We start from the raw sequence: 20,186 nt of genomic DNA, 5'->3' as shown, positions 1-20,186 counted from the left end.
TCAATCGAAATTCGGGATTTTTAGAACTGCACCTGTATTCGCCGATGTTACCATTTGTGCATAACGTCCAAGCCACCCAGTTTTCACTTTTGGTTCTGGTCGTTTCCACCCTTTTTTACGCTTCTCTAATTCCTCATCACTAACTCTCACTTCTAACAAGCGTTCCTCAACATCAATACATACAATATCTCCTTGTTCAAGAAGTGCAATCGTTCCGCCAGCAGCTGCTTCTGGTGAAATGTGCCCTACCGAAATACCACGTGAAGCACCAGAGAAGCGACCATCAGTTAAAAGTGCAACATCTGCTCCTAATCCCATACCAGCAATTGCTGATGTTGGTGCTAACATTTCCGGCATACCAGGTCCGCCTCTTGGTCCTTCATAGCGAATAACAACTACATCTCCTTTCTTAACTTTCCCAAGCATAATGCCGGCAAGCGCCTCATCTTGTGAATTAAAGATAACGCAAGGTCCTTCAAATCGTTTTACTTCTGTTGCTCCGCTTTTAATAACCGCTCCGTCTTTCGCAAGGTTTCCTTTTAATATACGTAATCCTCCTTCTTCACTATGAGGATTTTCTAGAGAATGAATAACTTCCTTATCTTGAATCTCTGCATGAGCAATGTTTTCTCTTAATGTTTGCCCAGTAGCAGTTATACGATCAAGGTGAAGTACCCCTTCTTTTCGGCTCATCTCTTTCAAAATTGCACTAATCCCGCCTGCGCGATCGATATCTTCCATATGCCAATTAGAAGCTGGACTTACTTTACATAAATGCGGTACACGCCTTGAAACTGCATCAATGCGGTTCATATCGTAATCTAACCCTGCCTCTTGTGCTAGTGCTAACGTGTGTAATACTGTATTCGTTGATCCACCCATCGCCATATCAAGTGCAAACGCATCATCAATTGCTTCTTCTGTTACAATGTCGCGTGGTTTAATATCTCTTTCAATTAAAATTTTTAATTTTTCTGCTGCTTGTTTAATTAACTCCTCACGTCTTGGATCAATCGCTAAAATACTCCCGTTACCAGGAAGAGCTAAACCTAACACTTCACATAAACAGTTCATAGAGTTCGCTGTAAACATACCGGAACAAGAACCACAAGATGGACAGCCATGATCTTCAATATCCTTTAATTCTTCTTCTGAAATTTTCCCAGATTGATAGGCTCCTACCCCTTCAAAAACAGAACTTAAATCGACAACTTCCCCTTTAGATGTTTTCCCCGCTGCCATCGGACCACCTGAAACGAAAACAGTTGGAATGTTTATTCGAAGTGCAGCCATCATCATACCTGGTGTAATTTTGTCACAGTTTGGAATACAAATCATTCCATCAAACCAGTGTGCATTTACAACTGTTTCTACTGAATCTGCAATGATTTCACGACTCGGAAGCGAATAACGCATACCGATATGACCCATCGCAATACCGTCATCTACTCCAATTGTATTAAATTCAAATGGAACCATGCCTGCTGCACGTACTGCTTCTTTAACAAGTTTCCCAAACTCATTTAAGTGCTTATGACCTGGAATAATTTCAATAAAAGAATTACAAATTGCTATGAATGGTTTATCAAAATCTTCATCTTTTAAACCAGTTGCTTTTAATAAACTACGATGCGGAGCTTTATCAAAACCTTTTTTAATCATGTCACTTCTCATCTTGTCAAATCCCCTCTTACGTATTTTTCACTTATATTCTCTCAATCTATTTCTTTACTAACGTTTTCTTTTCTGGTTCCTTAATCCAGCTCATCATTTCACGAAGCTCTGCTCCTACTTTTTCTAGCTGATGATTTTGTTCTGCTTTTTTCATCGCATTATACGTTGGACGCCCTGCTTGATTTTCTAAAATCCATTTCTTCGCAAATTCACCTTGCTGAATTTCTGCAAGAACACGTTTCATTTCCTTCTTCGTTTCATCTGTAACAATTCTCAATCCTGTTACATAATCTCCAAACTCTGCCGTATCTGAAATAGAATGGCGCATATTCGTTAATCCGCCTTCATACATTAAATCAACAATTAACTTTAATTCATGTAAACATTCAAAGTATGCAATTTCAGGACGATATCCACCTTCCGTTAACGTTTCAAAACCAGCTTTCACAAGTGCTGTTACTCCTCCGCAAAGCACTGCTTGCTCACCGAATAAGTCTGTTTCTGTTTCTTCTTGGAATGTCGTTTCAATTACACCTGCACGTGTACAACCTACACCTTTTGCATACGCTAATGCTACATGTAGTGCTGTCCCCGTTGCGTCTTGATGCACTGCGACTAATGCCGGAACACCATTTCCTTCTTGGAAGACACGGCGAACGAGATGACCTGGACTCTTCGGTGCGACCATCGCTACATCTACGTAACTTGGCGGATTAATTTGCCCGAAGTGAATATTAAATCCATGTGAGAAAAGTAACATTTGTCCTTCACGAAGATTCTCTTCTACTTCTGTTTTATATACATACGCTTGCTGTTCATCCGGCAATAACATTTGTACAACTTGTGCGGTTCGAACCGCTTCTGAAACGGACATTACTTCAAACCCATCTGCTTTTGCTACTTCATATGATTTACCAGGACGAACACCAACTACAACTTCCACACCAGAATCTCGTAAGTTTTGTGCTTGAGCATGACCTTGAGATCCATATCCAACTACCGCAACTGTCTTCCCTTTTAATAGCTCTAAATTTGCATCTTTCTCATAATAAGTTTTCATATTCCATACACTCCTTATAATTTATTTACTTGCAGTACATTGATTAATTTTTTCAACTGACTGACAAGTAACGTTGCTTCATTTTCAGTACAAACTGCTGTTAGTTTCATATCAGAAACACCACTTGTATCTCTTTCGTTTAAATTTAAAGAAGAAATATAATAACCACGCCGAGCAAAAATTCCGCTTATACGTAATAAGACGCTCGGATCGTTATGAATAACTAATGAAAAAGTATGACTCATTCTTCCCACCTCTTCATAATCATTTCGTTATTCCCTTTGTTTGGCGGAACCATTGGAAAGACGTTCTCACCTTCTTCTACACAAAAGTCAACTACGACAGGACCTTCATGAGAAAACGCTTCTAACATTACCTTTTTCGCCTCAAACGAATTTGTTGCTCTTAGCCCTTTTACACCATAAGCTTCTGCTACTTTCACAAAATCTGGTGACCCAATTCTCGATTCCGACAAACGGTTTTCATAAAACATTTCTTGCCATTGCCTTACCATTCCTAAAAATTTGTTGTTTATAATGAATACTTTGACAGGAATATTATTTTCAGCAATTGTTTGCAGCTCTTGAATGTTCATTTGGAAAGAAGCATCACCAGCAATACAGATGACAAGTTCTTCTTCTTTTGCAAGCTGAGCACCAATTGCTGCTGGAAAACCAAATCCCATCGTCCCTAATCCCCCTGATGTTAGAAAAGTCCGTGGTTTTCTCGCTTTATAAAAGTGAGCAGCCCACATTTGATGCTGTCCTACCTCTGTCGTGACAATCGCTTCACCATTCGTTAATTCACTTACTAAGTTGATAACATGCTGTGGTTTTAACTCAAATTCTTTTTGCTTATATGAAAGTGGATATTCTTCTTGCCACTTCTTCACTTTCTGAAGCCATTCATCTGTTTGTGTATAAATAGACATATGTAACAGCATATGTAGCGCCTTTTTCACATCACCAACAATCGGATGCTCTACAGTTACATTTTTATGGAACTCAGAAGGATCAATATCAATATGTACTTTTTTCGAATACGGAGAAAAAAGTTCTAATTTCCCTGTTACACGATCATCGAAACGAACACCTAACGCCAGTAATAAGTCACATTCTGTTACTGCCATATTTGCAGCGTACGTTCCATGCATACCGAGCATTCCTAAAAACAACGGATCTCCCGGCGGATATGCCCCCAGTCCCATTAAAGTTGAAACGACTGGAATACGATTCTCCCTCGCAAACTTGATGAGTTCTTCAGATCCGCCTGAATGAATGACGCCTCCCCCGATATAAAGGAGTGGGCGTTTTGCTTTTGAAATTGATTTTGCTACCTCTCTCAGTTTCAAACTGTCTGGAAAAGGTTCTGGTTTATATCCTAGAATCTCCACTTCTTCATTAAAGAAACTTGTTACATTTGCATTTTGAACATCTTTTGGAATATCAATTAATACCGGTCCCGGTCGCCCGCTTTCGGCGATGTAAAAAGCTTCTTGCACAGTTCGTGATAAATGATTTACATCACGAACTTGGTAATTATGCTTCGTAACAGGTACTGTAATTCCGACAACATCCGCTTCTTGAAATCCGTCTTTACCAATTAAAGGCGTTGCAACTTGCCCTGTAATGACAACTAAAGGAATCGAATCCATATAAGCATCTGCTAAACCCGTAACTAAATTCGTCGCCCCTGGGCCAGAGGTAGCAAAGACTACCCCAACCTTTCCCGAAGCTCTCGCATATCCTTCTGCCGCATGAATGGCAGCTTGTTCATGACGAGTTAACACGTGCTTTAAACCACTTTCGTATAACGCATCGTATATTGGTAAAATCGCGCCGCCCGGATAACCGAAAACAGTCGTTACACCTAATTTCTTCAAACATTGAATAACGTGTCCAGCACCTGTAGCTTCTTCACTCTGCAGTTCATCATATGCTGTATACTGTTTCTCCATTTCAATTAACTCCTCTCCCTATTTACGCTAAACTTTCCGCCAATCCTGGAACACGTACTCCTCTTTCTCTCGTTAATTTTTTAAATTCTTCGGTTAATCTTTTTGTTACATCTCCTGGTTTTCCATCTCCAATTTCTCTTGAATCTACTTTCACTACAGGAATTAGTTCCGCTGCAGTTCCTGTTAAAAACACTTCATCTGCTACATATACGTCATGGCGAGTAAACGGCCTTTCCTCACACGGAATATTAAGTCGCTCACATAACTCAATCACACTATTTCTCGTAATACCTTCTAGCGCCCCTAAGTACGAAGGAGGTGTTAACACTTTTCCATCTTTCACAATGAAAACATTATCTCCAGATCCTTCACAAACATATCCTTGTTGGTTGAGCATAAGTGCCTCAAGTACGCCTGCTTGTGCGGCTTCAATTTTCACAAGTACGTTATTTAAATAGTTCATTGACTTAATACGTGGGTCTAATGCATCTGGTGTATTACGTCTTGATGCAACAGATACAACGCTTAGTCCATTATCATAAAATTCCTGCGGGAATAACTTTAATTGCTCTGCAATAATAATTACGCTCGGTTTCACACAACTTCTCGGATCGAGTCCTAAGTCACCTTTTCCTCTTGAAACAATTAATCGAATGTAGGCATCCGCGTATTCATTTTTTTGCAATGTTTGTAAAACTGCTTCTTCCATTTCGTCAACCGCCATTGGAATTGTAAGTAAAATAGATTTCGCCGATTCATATAATCGTTTCACATGTTCTTTTAAACAAAATACATTTCCTCCGTAACTACGAATCCCTTCAAATACACCGTCCCCGTATAAAAAGCCGTGATCATATACTGAAACAACTGCCTTTTCTTTTTCTACAAATTCCCCATTCATATAAATGTACTGGTTTCCCATCTCACATCTCTCCTCTTTTTTCTCTCTATTTTTGCAACCTATTTCTATATCGATTGCTGAGATGAGTATTTTTAACAGAATATTCAGTATGCTAACCTTAAAAATATACTCGTCTCAACAATCGATTACTTACACACTTGTAGCAATCCATTGCTGAGACGAGAGACTCGTGGTACCACTCAGCTTCCTTACACTTCTCACGAAATATAAGCTCTGCAAGTCCAATTAGACTTTTGTTTTTCTATCGGAAACAACTCCGCTACTTTTTACTAACTTCAAAAGCAGTGCTCCGAGGTGATTTTCAATGATTCAATTGTTACCACCCTCACAGCCTTTGGGCGGCTCTCTGAAACAATCTTTATCATTTACTCTCCTCTTCCTCGCATTCTTTTATTCTATTTTTTAAAATAAAAACTCTCGCCTCAGCAATCAACTACTACAAATTAGTAGCTTTGATTGCTGAGGCGAGAGTTTCGCGTTACCACTCAGCTTCCTTATACTTCTCACGAAATATAAGCTTCATAGGTCCAATCAGACCTCCGTCCTTTTACCGGAGACGATGCCGCCGCCCTCTACTCAGTTTCCCTTTCGCAAGCGATGCTCCGAGGTGATCTTCAATGATTCGATTGCTACTACTCTCACAGCCTAGGAGTAGCTCTCTGAAACGACCATAATCATCTACTTTCCTCTTCTTTGCATATACAACATATAAAGTTAGAAAATTCTTAATTAACTTTTATTTGTTACACGTATTATAGGACGCGGTTCTTTCCATTGTCAACATGTTTTTAGAAAAACATTAAAATTCATTCTATTTACCAGAAATATATTTATTTTTTCTCAAAACAAAATCGGAATGAACTTCTTACACATACTCATATATTACTTAAGTATGTTCGCATTACTACATAAAGAAAAACAACTTAAAAACATATACAATTTATGAGGAGATGAGAAAACTATGTTAAAAGGTAAAATAGCATTAGTTACAGGAGCAAGCCGAGGAATTGGACGTGCTATCGCAAAACGGTTAGCAAACGACGGTGCATTAGTTGCTGTTCATTATGGAAATCGAAAAAAAGATGCTGAAGAAACTGTTCATGAAATTCAATCAAATGGCGGATCAGCTTTTTCTATCGGTGCAAATCTTGAATCTTTACACGGTGTAGATAACCTGTATATTTCTCTAGATAACGAACTACAAAAAAGAACTGGTGGAACACAATTTGATATTTTAATAAACAACGCTGGAATCGGTCCTGGTGCTTTTATTGAAGAAACGACTGAACAATTTTTTGATAGAATGGTTTCAGTAAATGCAAAAGCACCATTCTTTATCATTCAACAAGCACTACCACGTTTACGTGATAATAGCCGAATTATTAATATTTCATCAGCTGCCACCCGCATTTCTTTGCCTGATTTCGTTGCATATAGTATGACGAAAGGTGCAATTAACACGATGACTTTCACGCTTGCAAAACAACTCGGAGCACGAGGAATAACAGTAAATGCAATACTTCCAGGCTTTATTAAAACAGATATGAATGCAGAACTATTGAGCGACCCAATGATGAAACAGTACGCTACTACTATTTCCGCCTTCAATCGCTTAGGTGAAGTAGAAGATATTGCCGATACCGCTGCTTTTCTTGCCTCTCCAGACAGCCGCTGGGTTACTGGACAATTAATTGATGTGAGCGGAGGATCTTGTTTATAAAAAACATATATTTTCAAATCTTTTTTATTGCGCAATAAAACAATTTATATAATACTATATAAAACATATACATTTAGGAGGATTACAGCAATGTCCGAAAAAACATACGAACTCGCAACCTTCGCAGGTGGTTGCTTTTGGTGCATGGTAAAACCATTTGATGAACTTCCTGGTATTCATAAAGTACTTTCTGGCTATGCAGGTGGTCATATAGAAAATCCAACATATGAACAAGTAAAAGTTGGAACATCTGGCCATTTAGAAGTCGTTCAAATTACATTCGATCCTTCTATTTTCCCGTATCAAAAATTACTAGATTTATATTGGCCACAAATCGATCCGACTGATGATGGCGGACAATTTTTTGACCGTGGTCCCTCTTACCGCACAGCAATTTTTTATCATAATGAAACACAAAAAGAGCTTGCAGAAAAATCGAAGCAAACGCTAGCAGAAAGCCGTATGTTTAAAGATCCAATCGTGACTGAAATTCGCCCGGCTGCACCTTTTTATGAGGCCGAAGAATACCATCAACATTTCTATAAAAAGAATCCAGAGAAATATGCTACTGAGCAAAAAGAATCTGGCCGTGAAGACTTTATAAAAGAAAATTGGCAAAAAAAATAATAAAAACGCATCGTGCTTTTTTTCAAAGTGCGATGCGTTTTTATCTTTGAAAAAAGTACCATACAATTAAAAGAACAACCGCTGTTAATGTCCAAAGTACTATCTCGTTTTTTACTCTATTCTTTTTATTAGTCATTTCATCTCCTCCTAATAGCAATACAACTTATTCAACATTTCCTCTGTTTAATTGTCCACCTTATATACGTGAATACATCCTTACAAATTCTTATAACAAGACCACCGATGATTCCGATTGCAATTGAAATTACTAACATCTGTACAAAACTAAGAGTAGTTGTGTATGTTATGTAGATAACAATGCATACAAGTAAAACATCCGGTAAAGAAAGCAAAAACTTTTTAAGCATTTCTTCAGCTCTCCTATGCTTTATTTGTAATTTATACTTTCTACTGTAGCTTTGAAATAAAGTTTGTTCAAAAATTCCATTTAGACACTCATTTTACGAAAAAAGAATAAGAACCTCTTTTAAAAAGGGATTCTTATCTACATATCCTATTCCATAATTACTCATAAAATAGAATAATATTACTGGTGATTTATTGTAAATTATCTATCAACAAATAGTTATTAAAAACTATTTACCAGGCAATCGGATACTGCGCCAACTACCTACATCGCATTGACCGTATGTATTATCACCTACTGCTACCACCGTGCCATCTAATTTAAGTCCAACCGTATGCGCACAACCAGCCGCTATCGCTACAATATCACGCCAATCACTTACATTACATTGGCCATACTCATTCCAACCTACTGCCGCCACAGTACCATCTGATTTCAGAGCAATTGTATGATTACTCCCTGCCGCTATCGCCACAATATCGCGCCAATCGCTTACATCACATTGCCCCCGTTTATTATTACCCACTGCCGTCACCATACCGTCAGATGTAATACCAACTGTATGAAGATATCCCGCCGCTATCGCCACAATATCACGCCAGCTACTTACATTGCATTGGCCATATCGATTATTACCCACAGTCGTCACCGTTCCGTCCAATTTAAGACCGACTGTATGCCAGTCACCCACCGCGACCGCCACAATATCACGCCAGCTACTTATATTACATTCTCCTTCTTTATTTCGGCCCACTGCTATCACCGTGCCATCCGGTTTAAGGCCAATGGTACGGCGCCACCCCGCCGCAACCGATACAATATTATGCCAATCATTCACATCACATTGGTCATGATTATTCCAACCCACTGCAACCGCAGTACTGTCACATTTAAGACCGATTGTATGAGCATTACCCGTGTTCGTCGCCATATGAACATTGCCCGCTGCGACCGATACAATATCACGCCAGCCACTTACATTGCATTCTCCTTCTTTATTTCGGCCCACTGCTACCACCGTGCCATCCGATTTAAGAGCAACGGTATGACCACGACCCGCTGCTATCGTATTTTTAGGCCACCTCTTCACTTTTAACACCTCTTCTTTCGGTGAAATGTAATTCATGTTTTACCTCCTTGCATATAAGCAACTGTATCCAAATAGATATTTTCATCAAATTTCATTATAAATGAACTAATTTTTTTATAAATCTACATCTCCAAAAGAACCTATTACTTCTTCTTCAAAAAATAAAAACCTCCAGTTTAAATACTAGAGGTCTTCTATTTTTATTTCTTTAGTCTCTCAATAAAATCCTGTAACTTATCAAGCGATTTCATATTCTGATTACAAGCTACACCATCTTTACAAATATAGTTTCCCTTTTTCACGAAAGTTCCTGGTATATTACCTTTAATTTCAACTAAAAACATCCCTACTTCTTCATGTCCATGACATAATGAACAAATGCTCTTTTTATTTAAACTTTGGAACGTTCCTTGCAGACCAACAAACTTATTTTTATCATTTTTCGCTATAATAAATTTCCTGCTTGACCCTTTATCAATCCAGCTTAAATAAGATAATTCTTTCATGTCCAGTTCTTCCATATCAGGAAGTTTTAATTTTTTCGCTTTAGGAAATAATTTTTTTAATGTTTGCGCTGTAACTTCCTGAAACGGAATGACATACGGATTTATTTTCAGTAAAAACGATTCTGCATCTTCTCTATTTTGAACTGTTAATACCTTATCAATTAACTCTTTCTGTTCATCCGTTAAATTTTCAAATACATGTATTATCTTTTCAATCGCAAGTGATTTTAACGCTTGAATTACACCTCTATCATTTGCCGTCGCATGTCCATTTGCTAAAATATAAGCTTGTGACTTTATAAAATTGTATTGATCACTTCTAATAAAAGCTTCCATCTTTATCACTCCATACAAATTGTTGATCTAGTCTTATTGTATACAATGATTCAGCTTCTTGATATGTAAAAGATAACTTAGAAATGAACATTACATACTCTGACTATGTTCTACCTAGGCATTTCCTGACAAAAGAAACCATCATCTGTTTTCCATTCTGCATATAATACATCTTCAAATTTAGTAATCCCTTTTTTCTTTATTTGTTTATAAAGCCATCCTTCATCAAAACCTGCTTCCCTCAAATTATCTTTCACTACTTTTCCATCACTAATTAATGAAATCGGTAAGTATACAGGTTTATGTTTTAAACTTAAATCATTTATAGTAGGAGATTCATATTTGCTTTTCTTCAGAACACTTATGTTTCCATTAGGTTCCAAAATCATATATTCAACTTCTCGGATTGAAAATATATCTTTTTGTTGTAGTTGATTAATATCCAAATGATTTGAACTTAGTTGTTCCCGGTCAATATATCCATTACGGATAATGATTGATGGAGAGCCTTCAAAAAAACTTCTCGTCCCTCTAAATTTTTGCGTTATCACTTCTATTGTATAAATTAACACTACCCATACAAGTACTGCATATAAAATAGACCATACTTTTATTTCCGGATCATATATAGTATTTCCTACTAATTCTCCGAGAACTATGGCAGAAATAAAATCAAATGGCGTTAACTGAGAAATTTGTGTCTTCCCTAATATTTTAGTAGCAATCAATAGCACAAAAAAACCAAAAAATAGTTCTATCGTTATTTGTCCTAGATGATTCATATATGCTCACCTTTCTGCTTTTCACTCAAATGCTCTATATTCTATTTAGTAAAAAGCCGGCACATTTTTTCTATTATCTTGCCCATTCATATCCAATAGATACAAAACAAAAAGAGTCTAGTTCAATTTAATAATTGAACTAGACTCTTTTATTTTCATTTAGAATACACAATCTTTTTAATCGTTTCTCCGGAAAGAAAATGCTCCTCCGCAAGTTGATGAATGGAAATTCCACTTTTAAACGCTTCTTTAATAGCTTTGTTTCTTTCATCTAGTTGTTTTCTTCCTCCGGATTGTGTACCCCATTTACAATGTTTTGTTTCTTGTTTTGGAATGTAAATTGTTTCACCTTGTATATACTTTTGAATTTCAGCAATTAAACTTTCTGGTAAAACCGTCGCAGCTTTAACGTATTTCATTTCTGCTCGCCCCTTATTTTTTATGGTTCATTTCAATAAGGTGCAAAGCCAAATATAAAAAATGATACGAGCTCATTTAGGCGATTGTATATTACTTGTCTACCCCACGCAAAGTATCGCCATTTCCATACTTGGCTTTGCATGAGACGCTGCAGTGTCTGGCAATTGAATTATAATCGCCATATAAACACCTCCTAATATACCTTTTGCATTTTATTATATGATAAATTTCTTCCCCTTGCATCCACATCCTTTTTAAAGCACGAAGTTACTTAGTTTGATATAATACTTTTTAGTCCAATCCAAAAGTATAGTGAGGTTGCGTTATGAAAAAGAATATTATCATTACAATCGTTACATTATTCATTATTACTGTAGCATTATTCGGAACATACAAATTGATGAACGCAAGAAGTTTTCAATTGTTTGGAGGTTTAACAAACCGAGTAGAAACAAATGAAAAAGTGATTGCTTTAACTTTTGATGATGGCCCTACGAACAATGTAAAACAAATATTACCACTACTAGATACATACAATGCAAAAGCTACTTTCTTTTTAATCGGAAGTGAACTAGAGAAAAACCTATCGTTAGGAGAAGATATCGTACAATCTGGACACCAAATTGGAAACCATACATACTCTCATAACAGAATGGTTTTTAAAACACCTTCTTTTATTAAAGAAGAAATAGAAAAAACGAATTCATTAATCCGCCAAACAGGATTTACAGGCGAAATTGATTTTAGACCACCTAACGGTAAAAAGCTAATTGGTCTGCCCTATTATTTAAATAAAAACAATATCGAAACAATCACATGGGACCTTGAACCTGATACTTTTTATACATCTACAGCTGATAAAATTGAATATGTTAGTAAAAATGTAAAACCAGGTTCTATCATTTTATTACACTCTATGTATGATGAGTCTAATGAAAATTTACAGACCATTGAAGGTATTTTAGACTCTTTATCTAAGAAGGGCTATCAATTCGTAACAGTAAACGAATTACAAAAAAGAGCAAAATAAAAAGGTAGCGTATCATAGAGCGATACGCTACCTTTCTTTTATATAATTCCAAGTACATTTAGGAATACGATAATAATCGCAATTGGTGCAATATAGCGAAGTAAGAATAACCATAATACGAACAGTTTATAGCCTTTATTTTTACTTACACCAAGTTCTTTCATTAATACATCTTTCTTCATTTTTAAAGGGACAAAGATGGAAACTAATAAAACACCAAGTGGCATTAGTATGTTACTAACCGCATAGTCTGCTAAATCAAAAATTGTTTTCCCAAATGGTTTCACATCACTTAACAAACCGAATGATAAGGCTGATGGAACCCCTACAACAAAGATTAACAAGCCAACAATTAATGCCATTTTTTCACGTTTCCCTTTACTTTTACCTTTAGTTGTTAAAGACGCAACACTAATTTCTAACATCGAAATTGCTGATGTAATAGTAGCAAAGAAGAATAGTAATAAGAAAACAATGAAGAATAATTTCCCGAACGCCATTTTACTGAAAATAGCTGGCAGTACGATAAACAATAGCCCCGGCCCTTGAGATGGTTCCATTCCAAATGCGAATACAACTGGGAAAATCGCTAGCCCTGCAAGTAATGTAATAACAAGTGTTAAAGCTACGATAGAAAATGCTGAACGCGGTAAACTTTCTTCTTTCGGTAAGTATGAGCTATACGTTACCATAACGGCTACACCAACAGATAGCGAGAAGAACGATTGCCCCATTGCATATAAAATGATTTCTGACGTTACGTTTGAGAAATCAGGTTGTAAGAAGAATCGAACTCCTTCTCCAGCACCGTCTAAAGTAAGTGCACGAACAATTAGTACAAAGAATAATACGAATAATGCTGGCATGAAATATTTATTTACTTTTTCAACACCATTTTGTACACCTTTACTTACGATAAAAATAGTAATAAGGATGAATAATAGCTGTGATCCAACTGCTAAATACGGATTGGAAATGATTTCACCAAACGTAGCTTCGTATGCCCCATTTCCTTCCCATAGTCTACCTGTAATTGCATTCCATAAATATAGTAAAATCCATCCCCCTACAACACTGTAGAAAGAAAGTAGTATGAAACAAGTTACAATCCCTAATTTACCTAACCAAGGCCATAGTGTTTTTGGTGCGATTTCGCTATACGCCTCAACGGCCTCTTTTTGTGTACTTCTTCCGATAACGAATTCAGCTAATAATAGCGGTAAACCAATTAATAATGTGAAACCGATGAAAATAAGGAAGAACGCGCCGCCTCCTCCAATTCCGGCCATATACGGGAACTTCCAAATCGCTCCAAGACCAATCGCTGAACCTGCTGCAGCTAATACGAAACCTAATTTCGATGTCCATTGCTGTGAATTCATTTGTTAATCTCCTCTCTTTATCTTTATCTTTTTCTGTTTTACAATCCGATATTTATATTGTTCTATCCATACTCTTTTCTAATACGTTCACTTCCTCCCTAATAAAAAACGTCCCTACGTAAATACGTAGGGACGACAAAAATATCGCGGTACCACCCTAGTTGTGAAGATACACCAAAGTTAGGACCTAAATAAAAAACGTCCCTACGCAAATACGTAGGGACGATAAAATATCGCGGTACCACCCTAGTTATGAAGCCACACCAAAATTAGGACCTAAATAAAAAACGTCCCTACGTAAATACGTAGGGACGATAAATATCGCGGTACCACCCTAGTTGTGAAACAATCTTCACCACTTTATTTGATAACGGTATAAACTACCGTCTTTCATTTCCTCATAATGTGAGATTTATGAAAGATGCTCCAGGACGAACTTCATGAATAATCTATATACTGATTCACACCAACCATCAGCTCTCTGAAATAGGGAGATTTTCACTACTATACCCTTTCATTGCCCAAATATTATTTTCCGAATTGATTACTATCATTTTTATCATACATTAAAAATAGTGTCAACTTATATTTTGAAATTTTATGCATTACATTCTATTTAAAAATTCAAAATATGACTTTTGTATGAATAGTATTAGAACATTTATGGTTTATACTGTATTAACTTCTCTAGCAGGTTTATAGTAGTATACGATAAATGCAAGACAGCACGAGTAGGAGGAAAGAATTTTGTCTACTTCAAAAGTTTTAAAAGGTACCGCTTTATTAAGTGGTGCAACAATGATTTCACGAATTTTAGGTTTTATATACTTTTTCCCCTTTCAATTATTAGTTGGAACGCAAGGGGTCGCTTTATATGGATACGCATACTCTTGGTACGGTATTTTATTAAGCTTTTCAACAGCTGGTATTCCTATTGCCGTCTCAAAATTTGTTGCAAAACATAATGCACTTGGTGATTATAGTACAAGTAAAAAATTGTATAACTCGAGCGTAAAATTAATGATGTTTATGGGCTTTTTAGGATTTTTAACTTTATTTATTGGAGCACCGTACATATCACAATTTATTATTCGCTCGAAAACACCAGATCCACAATTTATCGCAGACGTAACACTTACAATGCGAGCATTAAGCTTCGCGCTTATTATCGTACCAGCTATGAGTGTTACACGTGGTTATTTCCAAGGTTTTCAACATATGAAACCAAGTGCTGTTTCTCAAGTCGTAGAACAAATCGCACGTGTCGTTTTCATTTTAGTTGGTAGTTTTATCGTCTCAAAACTATTAGGAGGTTCAGTAGCTTCTTCTGTTGCAGTTGCTACATTTGGTGCTGTTATCGGGGCACTTGCAAGCGTCTCTATTTTAATGATGTACTGGAAAAAATATAATGGATTAAAACCTCCTGAAGGTGAGCTGAAAACGAGATCATCAAACATTCCGTTAAGAAGTATTTATATGGAATTACTACGTTATGCAATTCCAATTGTATTTGTAGGCATTGCAATCCCGCTCTATACGTTAGTAGATCAATATACCGTAGCTGATGTCCTTAGAGCAATGGGAGAACCTTTAGAAACCGCGAATGCAGTTTTCGCTTATATAACGAACTATGCCCAAAAGTTAATTATGATTCCGGCTTCACTTGCAACTGGATTCTCATTAACAATTATTCCGGCTATAACGAAATCATTTACAAGCGGGAAGCTAGATGAATTACAAGGACAAATTTCAAAGATATTTCAAGTGTTGTTATTCTTCACTATCCCAGCCGCATTCGGTCTTGCTAGTATCGCTTACGATGCATTCCGCATGGTTTATGTAAATCCTGAAATTGCACTTGGTGGATCACAATATTTAATTTCATTTGCGCCTTCTGCTGTATTAAGTGCAATTTTCACAGTTTCAGCCGCTGTATTACAAGGAATTGATTATCAAAGAAAAACAATGATTGCATTCTCAGCCGGTATTCTCGTTAAAATTGTGGTGAACACACCGCTCTTACATTTATTCGGTGGACATGGTGCTGTACTTGGAACAATTCTTGGATATCTCGTTTCAAATATTATTATGTTATACTGCATCGTTAAGTTTGCGAAATTTAAAATTGGCGAAACAGCAAAAACAGTATTTCTAATTACGATTTACTCCGCAGCAATGTCTGCTGTTGTAATTGTATTAAGAGCAATTATAAGCTGGATTATTCCTGGACAATCTTATATAGAATCACTGATCATTGTGTTTATATGCGCATCAGCAGGAGGACTTGTTTATCTTTTATTCGTATTAACGAGTGGACTTGCTTCGCATATTCTCGGTAATCGCATTCAACGTTTACCTATACTAGGAAAGTTAGTTAAATAAAAAAACAAGAGATGTAACTCATTGTTACATCTCTTGTTTTTTTACTTCGCATATTGAATACGCTTTTGTTGTTCCGCGATATTTAACTCCGGAGCATATTGTTCTACTAAATGTAATACCTCTTCAATTAGCACTTCTAACTCCTGTACACTATACTCCGGTTTCCCTATCAACGTATTCGCCATACGCTCATATAAATTTTCAGGTTTAATACTCATTCGTCCCACATTATATGGCATCCATTTAAACGCAGGATGGTGCACGTACATTCTATTCAAACCGAATAAAACACCGAATAAATCCCTTTGTACTTCACAAATAACATCATAAAGCATAAGCCAGTCTTTTCGTTTTAAAAGCGCCTCTCGATTATGCCAACGATTGCTTAACCAAAGGTTTTCTGAAATCATCCTTTTCGCCAGTTCTTCTGGAAATGCTTCAACTCTATCTTTTAGAGCATGTACTTTTACTTCTCCATACAAACTCACACCATCATGAACCGATGATACAATACATTGTTTCTCATAATTTATATCATACTGCTCTATAACTTCTGAAATATTTTTTTCTACTGTCAATGTTAAAAAGTTACTAATCTCTAGTTTAATTCCTTCTTTCGTCAAATACGTTTCCGACCATTCTTCGTCCTCGTAAGGATGATATGACAAAATCGTTCCACCAATATTATTAATTGGACCTAGACGCTCTTCATCCTCTGGTGGTTCTGACCATAAAATATGTAATTCAATATCTGAATGTTCATCTTCTAACTTTCTCGCTACAGATCCTGCTAAAATAATAGCTTCGACTTTCTGGTTTTGCCTATAAATCTCCGACATCTCTATCGCTTTCTCTTTTAATCCCATTGCATTTCCCCCTAAAACTGCAGTACTCCCCTTACTTTTCATTTATCTATTTCGATATTAAACATTATATTACCTTTTCAAATTTCCACTAAATCATATTTCTACCCAATAACGCTGAACAATTTCGCCAGAATTAGAAGAAACTACTTCATTTTCTAGCACACCGCCAACCTTTTGAATCGTTTTAGCCGAACCAATATTAGCTTTATCACAAGTTATTAGCACTTTCTTCAACCCTAACTTTTGCGCTTCACTTAATGCAAGTTTCAATTGTTTTGTCGCGTAACCTAGGCGACGTTTATTCGGATGGATACTATAACCGATATGACCGCTTTCCAGCAATAATTCTGGATTTAATCGATGTCTAATATTCACAAAACCGATAAGTTCTCCTTTTTCAAAACTTAAAAACTGACTAGATGGCACTCGATTTGCTTGTAAGTTTTCTCCTACTTCTTGTATACTCACTTTTTCAAACCATTCATCTAGTGAATCAAAATTTTGTAAAGAACAACTACCGTGCGGTTCTTCTCCTGCATGTAAAAATGCCTGCCTATACTCCATAATTTGTTCGCTATATTCGTATGTTGGTTTCAATAGCTTCATTGTCATTCTCCCCACTCACCCATTATCTATTTTTCTAAAAGAAACACCTTAATAGGGGATTTTCATCCTTACTATTAAGGTGTTTCCATCAATTTTATTCAAATAGCCCCATACTTAAATAGCGTTCCCCTGTATCAGGTGCAATACATAAAACCTTTTTACCAGCACCTAAACGCTTCGCTATCATTATTGCGGCGTAAACAGAAGCTCCTGAAGATGGCCCTACTAGTAATCCTTCTTGTCTTGCCAAGTTCCTCATTGTAGTTAATGCCTCTTCATCTGCAATTTGCATAATTTCGTTATACACTTCTGTATTTAAGTTTTTGGGAATAAACCCTGGGCTTGTTCCGACTAGTTTATGAGGGCCTGGAACACCACCAGATAACACTGGTGATCCTTTCGGTTCTACTACGGCAATATATAAGTTTGGTAGTTTCTCTTTTAACGTTTCACCGGTCCCTGTAATTGTTCCGCCTGTTCCTGCGGTTGCTACAAATGCATCAAGTTCTCCATCCATTTGTTCATAAATTTCAAGTGCAGTCGTATAACGATGAATATTCGGATTTGCTGGGTTTTCAAATTGCTGCGGAATAAAACTATTTGGAATTTCTTTTTGTAACTCTACCGCCTTCGCAATTGCTCCTGGCATTCTTTGTTCTGCTGGTGTTAAAACTACTTCTGCTCCGTATGCTTTCAATAAATTAATACGCTCTTTGGACATATTATCTGGCATAATTAAAATAGCTTTATATCCTTTAGCAGCTGCATTCATCGCTAAGCCAATTCCTGTATTTCCACTTGTCGGTTCAATAATTGTATCACCTGGCTTAATGAGACCGTGTTCCTCGGCAATATGAATTAAGTTATAGGCAGCACGATCTTTCACACTGCGTGACGGATTAAACATTTCCAGTTTTACATACACATCCGCTGCGTCCTCTGGAATAAATTTAGATAATCGGACAACAGGTGTATCTCCTATTAATTCTGTAACGTTTTCACATAATTTCATAGCGCATCCCCTATTCTATCGTTTTCTTATCATTTGGCAGTAACAATGAAGTAAGTCCAATTAATGGTAAACCACTACATAATAGCATAATAAATTGAAGACTATACATATCAGCTAATTTCCCAAGGACTACAGCACCTAATGCTCCAAGACCAAACGCAAGACCGACAATTAATCCTGACACCATTCCAACTTTCCCTGGAACAAGTTCTTGAGCATATACAACGATTACACTAAAACTACTAGAGCTAATAAATCCAATGCATAAAAATAACGGTACAACCCACATAAGAGAAACGTGAGGTAACAATAGTGCAAGCGGCGCTGAACCGAGCATCGAAAAGACAATAATCTTTTTCTTACCGAATCGATCCGCTAGCGGACCACCAAAGAAAGTACCTAATACACCAGCAATCATAAAAGCGAAGACGAAATACTGTGCATTTTTTATAGATAAACCGTAATGCTCTATTAAATAAAATTGATAGAAATTCCCGATACCAGCACCGTACCAAGAACGTACGAATGTTAGAAAAACAAGAAGTATAATAACAAATTTAATGTGCGTACTTACAATCGCATTTTCAGCCTCAAGTGCAGCCCTCTTTTTCCTTCTTACAGCACCAGTGGCTAATTCATTTTTATACCAATTTGATACGAAAATTAGTAATACAATTCCAACTGCTGCAAAGGCTGTAAAACCTAAAGAACCAATTTGACCGAGCGGAACGAAAATTAATGCTGTAAAAATAGGTGCTAGAGAATTCCCTGTATTTCCCCCCACTTGATAAATCGCTTGTGCTAAACCTCGTTTTGCACCGGCTGCCATATAAGCAACACGAGCGCCCTCCGGATGAAAGACCGCGGAACCTAATCCAATAAATAAAACAGAAATAATAACAACTATAAAGTTCGGTGCAAATGCGAGTCCAATCATCCCAAGCATACTCGAAAACATACCGAGCGGTAATAAAAATGGTGACGGCTTCTTATCTGAATACATCCCAAAAACCGGCTGCATAATCGATGACGTCATATTTAACGCAAACGCAATCCACCCTACTTGCATATAGGATAAATTCATCGTTTTTTCCAAAATAGGAAACAACGCTGGCACAACTGCTTGCATCGAATCATTCAAAAAATGTCCGAAACTAATCGCAAATAATATTCGATATATTGTCGGTGTTTCTACTGTATTTTTTTGTGAAACTGCCTGCATATGTGTATTTCTCCTTCCTGTACAAAATGTATATTTATTACAGTTATTGTAATAAATTTAGACTTTAATCAGAATAAATTCTGAGTTTTGAAACATTTCTATTCTATACTGGTTTCATTTCTTTTTCCAGAAATTCAACTTCTAAAAAATATATTTTTTCTATCTGCTTTGTCGGATTTATTCATATGAACTCTTTGTATTTTCTTTTATACTAAGGCAGGACGA

Annotated in this window: 19 protein-coding genes and 3 other annotated features; of the genes, 4 read left to right on the top strand and 15 right to left on the bottom strand. The window is 36.6% G+C overall.

What is annotated here, in order from left to right; translation table 11 throughout:
- The 5 genes from ilvD to ilvE are packed head-to-tail and all read right to left on the bottom strand — an operon-like array spanning window position 1 to window position 5,613.
- The gene (ilvD, locus tag MR066_RS08290; RefSeq protein WP_002012150.1) at window positions 1-1,674 is read right to left on the bottom strand and encodes a dihydroxy-acid dehydratase; all 1,674 of its coding nucleotides are present in this window, start codon (window positions 1,672-1,674) and stop codon (window positions 1-3) included.
- Window positions 1,675-1,720: 46 nt separating this feature from the next.
- A complete protein-coding gene (ilvC, locus tag MR066_RS08285; protein ID WP_242246696.1) occupies window positions 1,721-2,734 on the bottom strand; it encodes a ketol-acid reductoisomerase in 1,014 nt (337 codons plus the stop codon).
- A gap of 14 nt (window positions 2,735-2,748) precedes the next feature.
- A complete protein-coding gene (locus MR066_RS08280; RefSeq protein ID WP_002165980.1) occupies window positions 2,749-2,979 on the bottom strand; it encodes an ACT domain-containing protein in 231 nt (76 codons plus the stop codon).
- The gene (gene ilvB, locus MR066_RS08275; protein WP_242246691.1) at window positions 2,976-4,691 is read right to left on the bottom strand and encodes an acetolactate synthase large subunit; all 1,716 of its coding nucleotides are present in this window, start codon (window positions 4,689-4,691) and stop codon (window positions 2,976-2,978) included. Before ilvB ends, MR066_RS08280 begins: the two co-directional genes overlap by 4 nt.
- Before the next feature lie 22 nt (window positions 4,692-4,713).
- Window positions 4,714-5,613: a branched-chain-amino-acid transaminase gene (ilvE, locus tag MR066_RS08270; protein ID WP_000528143.1), complete on the bottom strand. Its 900-nt coding sequence runs from the start codon at window positions 5,611-5,613 to the stop codon at window positions 4,714-4,716.
- Window positions 5,614-5,764: 151 nt separating this feature from the next.
- Window positions 5,765-6,003, bottom strand: a binding site (T-box leader).
- Between the two features lie 67 nt (window positions 6,004-6,070).
- Window positions 6,071-6,316 (bottom strand) — a binding site (T-box leader).
- A gap of 258 nt (window positions 6,317-6,574) precedes the next feature.
- Here ilvE and MR066_RS08265 point away from each other — a divergent pair.
- A complete protein-coding gene (locus MR066_RS08265) occupies window positions 6,575-7,333 on the top strand; it encodes an SDR family oxidoreductase (protein ID WP_242246690.1) in 759 nt (252 codons plus the stop codon).
- A gap of 90 nt (window positions 7,334-7,423) precedes the next feature.
- Window positions 7,424-7,960, top strand: coding sequence for a peptide-methionine (S)-S-oxide reductase MsrA (gene msrA, locus MR066_RS08260; RefSeq protein WP_242246689.1), 537 nt, complete (start codon window positions 7,424-7,426; stop codon window positions 7,958-7,960).
- Between the two features lie 167 nt (window positions 7,961-8,127).
- On the opposite strand, the gene MR066_RS08255 is transcribed toward msrA, so the two are convergent.
- The 5 genes from MR066_RS08255 to MR066_RS08235 form a co-directional block, all read right to left on the bottom strand.
- Entirely contained in the window at window positions 8,128-8,328 is a 201-nt protein-coding gene (locus MR066_RS08255) for a hypothetical protein (protein ID WP_242246685.1), read from the bottom strand.
- 228 nt (window positions 8,329-8,556) lie between these two features.
- Entirely contained in the window at window positions 8,557-9,453 is an 897-nt protein-coding gene (locus tag MR066_RS08250; protein WP_001106807.1) for an RCC1 domain-containing protein, read from the bottom strand.
- Window positions 9,454-9,617: 164 nt separating this feature from the next.
- Window positions 9,618-10,259, bottom strand: a complete 642-nt coding sequence (locus MR066_RS08245; RefSeq protein WP_242246676.1) for a FusB/FusC family EF-G-binding protein — start codon at window positions 10,257-10,259, stop codon at window positions 9,618-9,620.
- A 110-nt stretch (window positions 10,260-10,369) separates the two neighbouring features.
- Window positions 10,370-11,041, bottom strand: coding sequence for a DUF421 domain-containing protein (locus MR066_RS08240; RefSeq protein WP_242246674.1), 672 nt, complete (start codon window positions 11,039-11,041; stop codon window positions 10,370-10,372).
- Between the two features lie 155 nt (window positions 11,042-11,196).
- Window positions 11,197-11,460, bottom strand: coding sequence for a CD3324 family protein (locus MR066_RS08235; RefSeq protein ID WP_002031213.1), 264 nt, complete (start codon window positions 11,458-11,460; stop codon window positions 11,197-11,199).
- Window positions 11,461-11,786: 326 nt separating this feature from the next.
- On the opposite strand from MR066_RS08235, the gene MR066_RS08230 reads away from it, so the two are divergent.
- Window positions 11,787-12,491: a polysaccharide deacetylase family protein gene (locus tag MR066_RS08230; protein ID WP_242246672.1), complete on the top strand. Its 705-nt coding sequence runs from the start codon at window positions 11,787-11,789 to the stop codon at window positions 12,489-12,491.
- Window positions 12,492-12,529: 38 nt separating this feature from the next.
- On the opposite strand, the gene MR066_RS08225 is transcribed toward MR066_RS08230, so the two are convergent.
- Entirely contained in the window at window positions 12,530-13,873 is a 1,344-nt protein-coding gene (locus MR066_RS08225) for a sodium-dependent transporter (RefSeq protein ID WP_061675714.1), read from the bottom strand.
- Window positions 13,874-14,177: 304 nt separating this feature from the next.
- Window positions 14,178-14,400 (bottom strand) — a binding site (T-box leader).
- A gap of 220 nt (window positions 14,401-14,620) precedes the next feature.
- Between MR066_RS08225 and MR066_RS08220 the strand changes: the two genes are divergently transcribed.
- Window positions 14,621-16,255: a putative polysaccharide biosynthesis protein gene (locus tag MR066_RS08220; protein WP_242246670.1), complete on the top strand. Its 1,635-nt coding sequence runs from the start codon at window positions 14,621-14,623 to the stop codon at window positions 16,253-16,255.
- A gap of 41 nt (window positions 16,256-16,296) precedes the next feature.
- Here MR066_RS08220 and MR066_RS08215 read toward each other — a convergent pair whose 3' ends face one another.
- The 4 genes from MR066_RS08215 to MR066_RS08200 form a co-directional block, all read right to left on the bottom strand.
- Window positions 16,297-17,121, bottom strand: a complete 825-nt coding sequence (locus MR066_RS08215) for a DUF4037 domain-containing protein (protein ID WP_016103125.1) — start codon at window positions 17,119-17,121, stop codon at window positions 16,297-16,299.
- A gap of 93 nt (window positions 17,122-17,214) precedes the next feature.
- On the bottom strand, window positions 17,215-17,727 hold the full coding sequence (locus MR066_RS08210; RefSeq protein ID WP_002165982.1) for a GNAT family N-acetyltransferase: 513 nt from the start codon (window positions 17,725-17,727) through the stop codon (window positions 17,215-17,217).
- Window positions 17,728-17,821: 94 nt separating this feature from the next.
- Window positions 17,822-18,739 carry a cysteine synthase A gene (gene cysK / locus MR066_RS08205; RefSeq protein ID WP_002012169.1) on the bottom strand — a complete coding sequence of 306 codons (918 nt, stop codon included), beginning with the start codon at window positions 18,737-18,739 and terminating at the stop codon, window positions 17,822-17,824.
- A 10-nt stretch (window positions 18,740-18,749) separates the two neighbouring features.
- Entirely contained in the window at window positions 18,750-19,961 is a 1,212-nt protein-coding gene (locus tag MR066_RS08200) for an MFS transporter (RefSeq protein WP_002012170.1), read from the bottom strand.
- Between the last annotated feature and the right edge of the window lie 225 nt (window positions 19,962-20,186).

The sequence above is a fragment of the Bacillus cereus group sp. BfR-BA-01523 genome (genome assembly GCF_022662615.1).
Taxonomy (GTDB): Bacteria; Bacillota; Bacilli; order Bacillales; family Bacillaceae_G; genus Bacillus_A; species Bacillus_A mycoides.
This window is presented reverse-complemented; position numbering and strand designations above follow the sequence as displayed.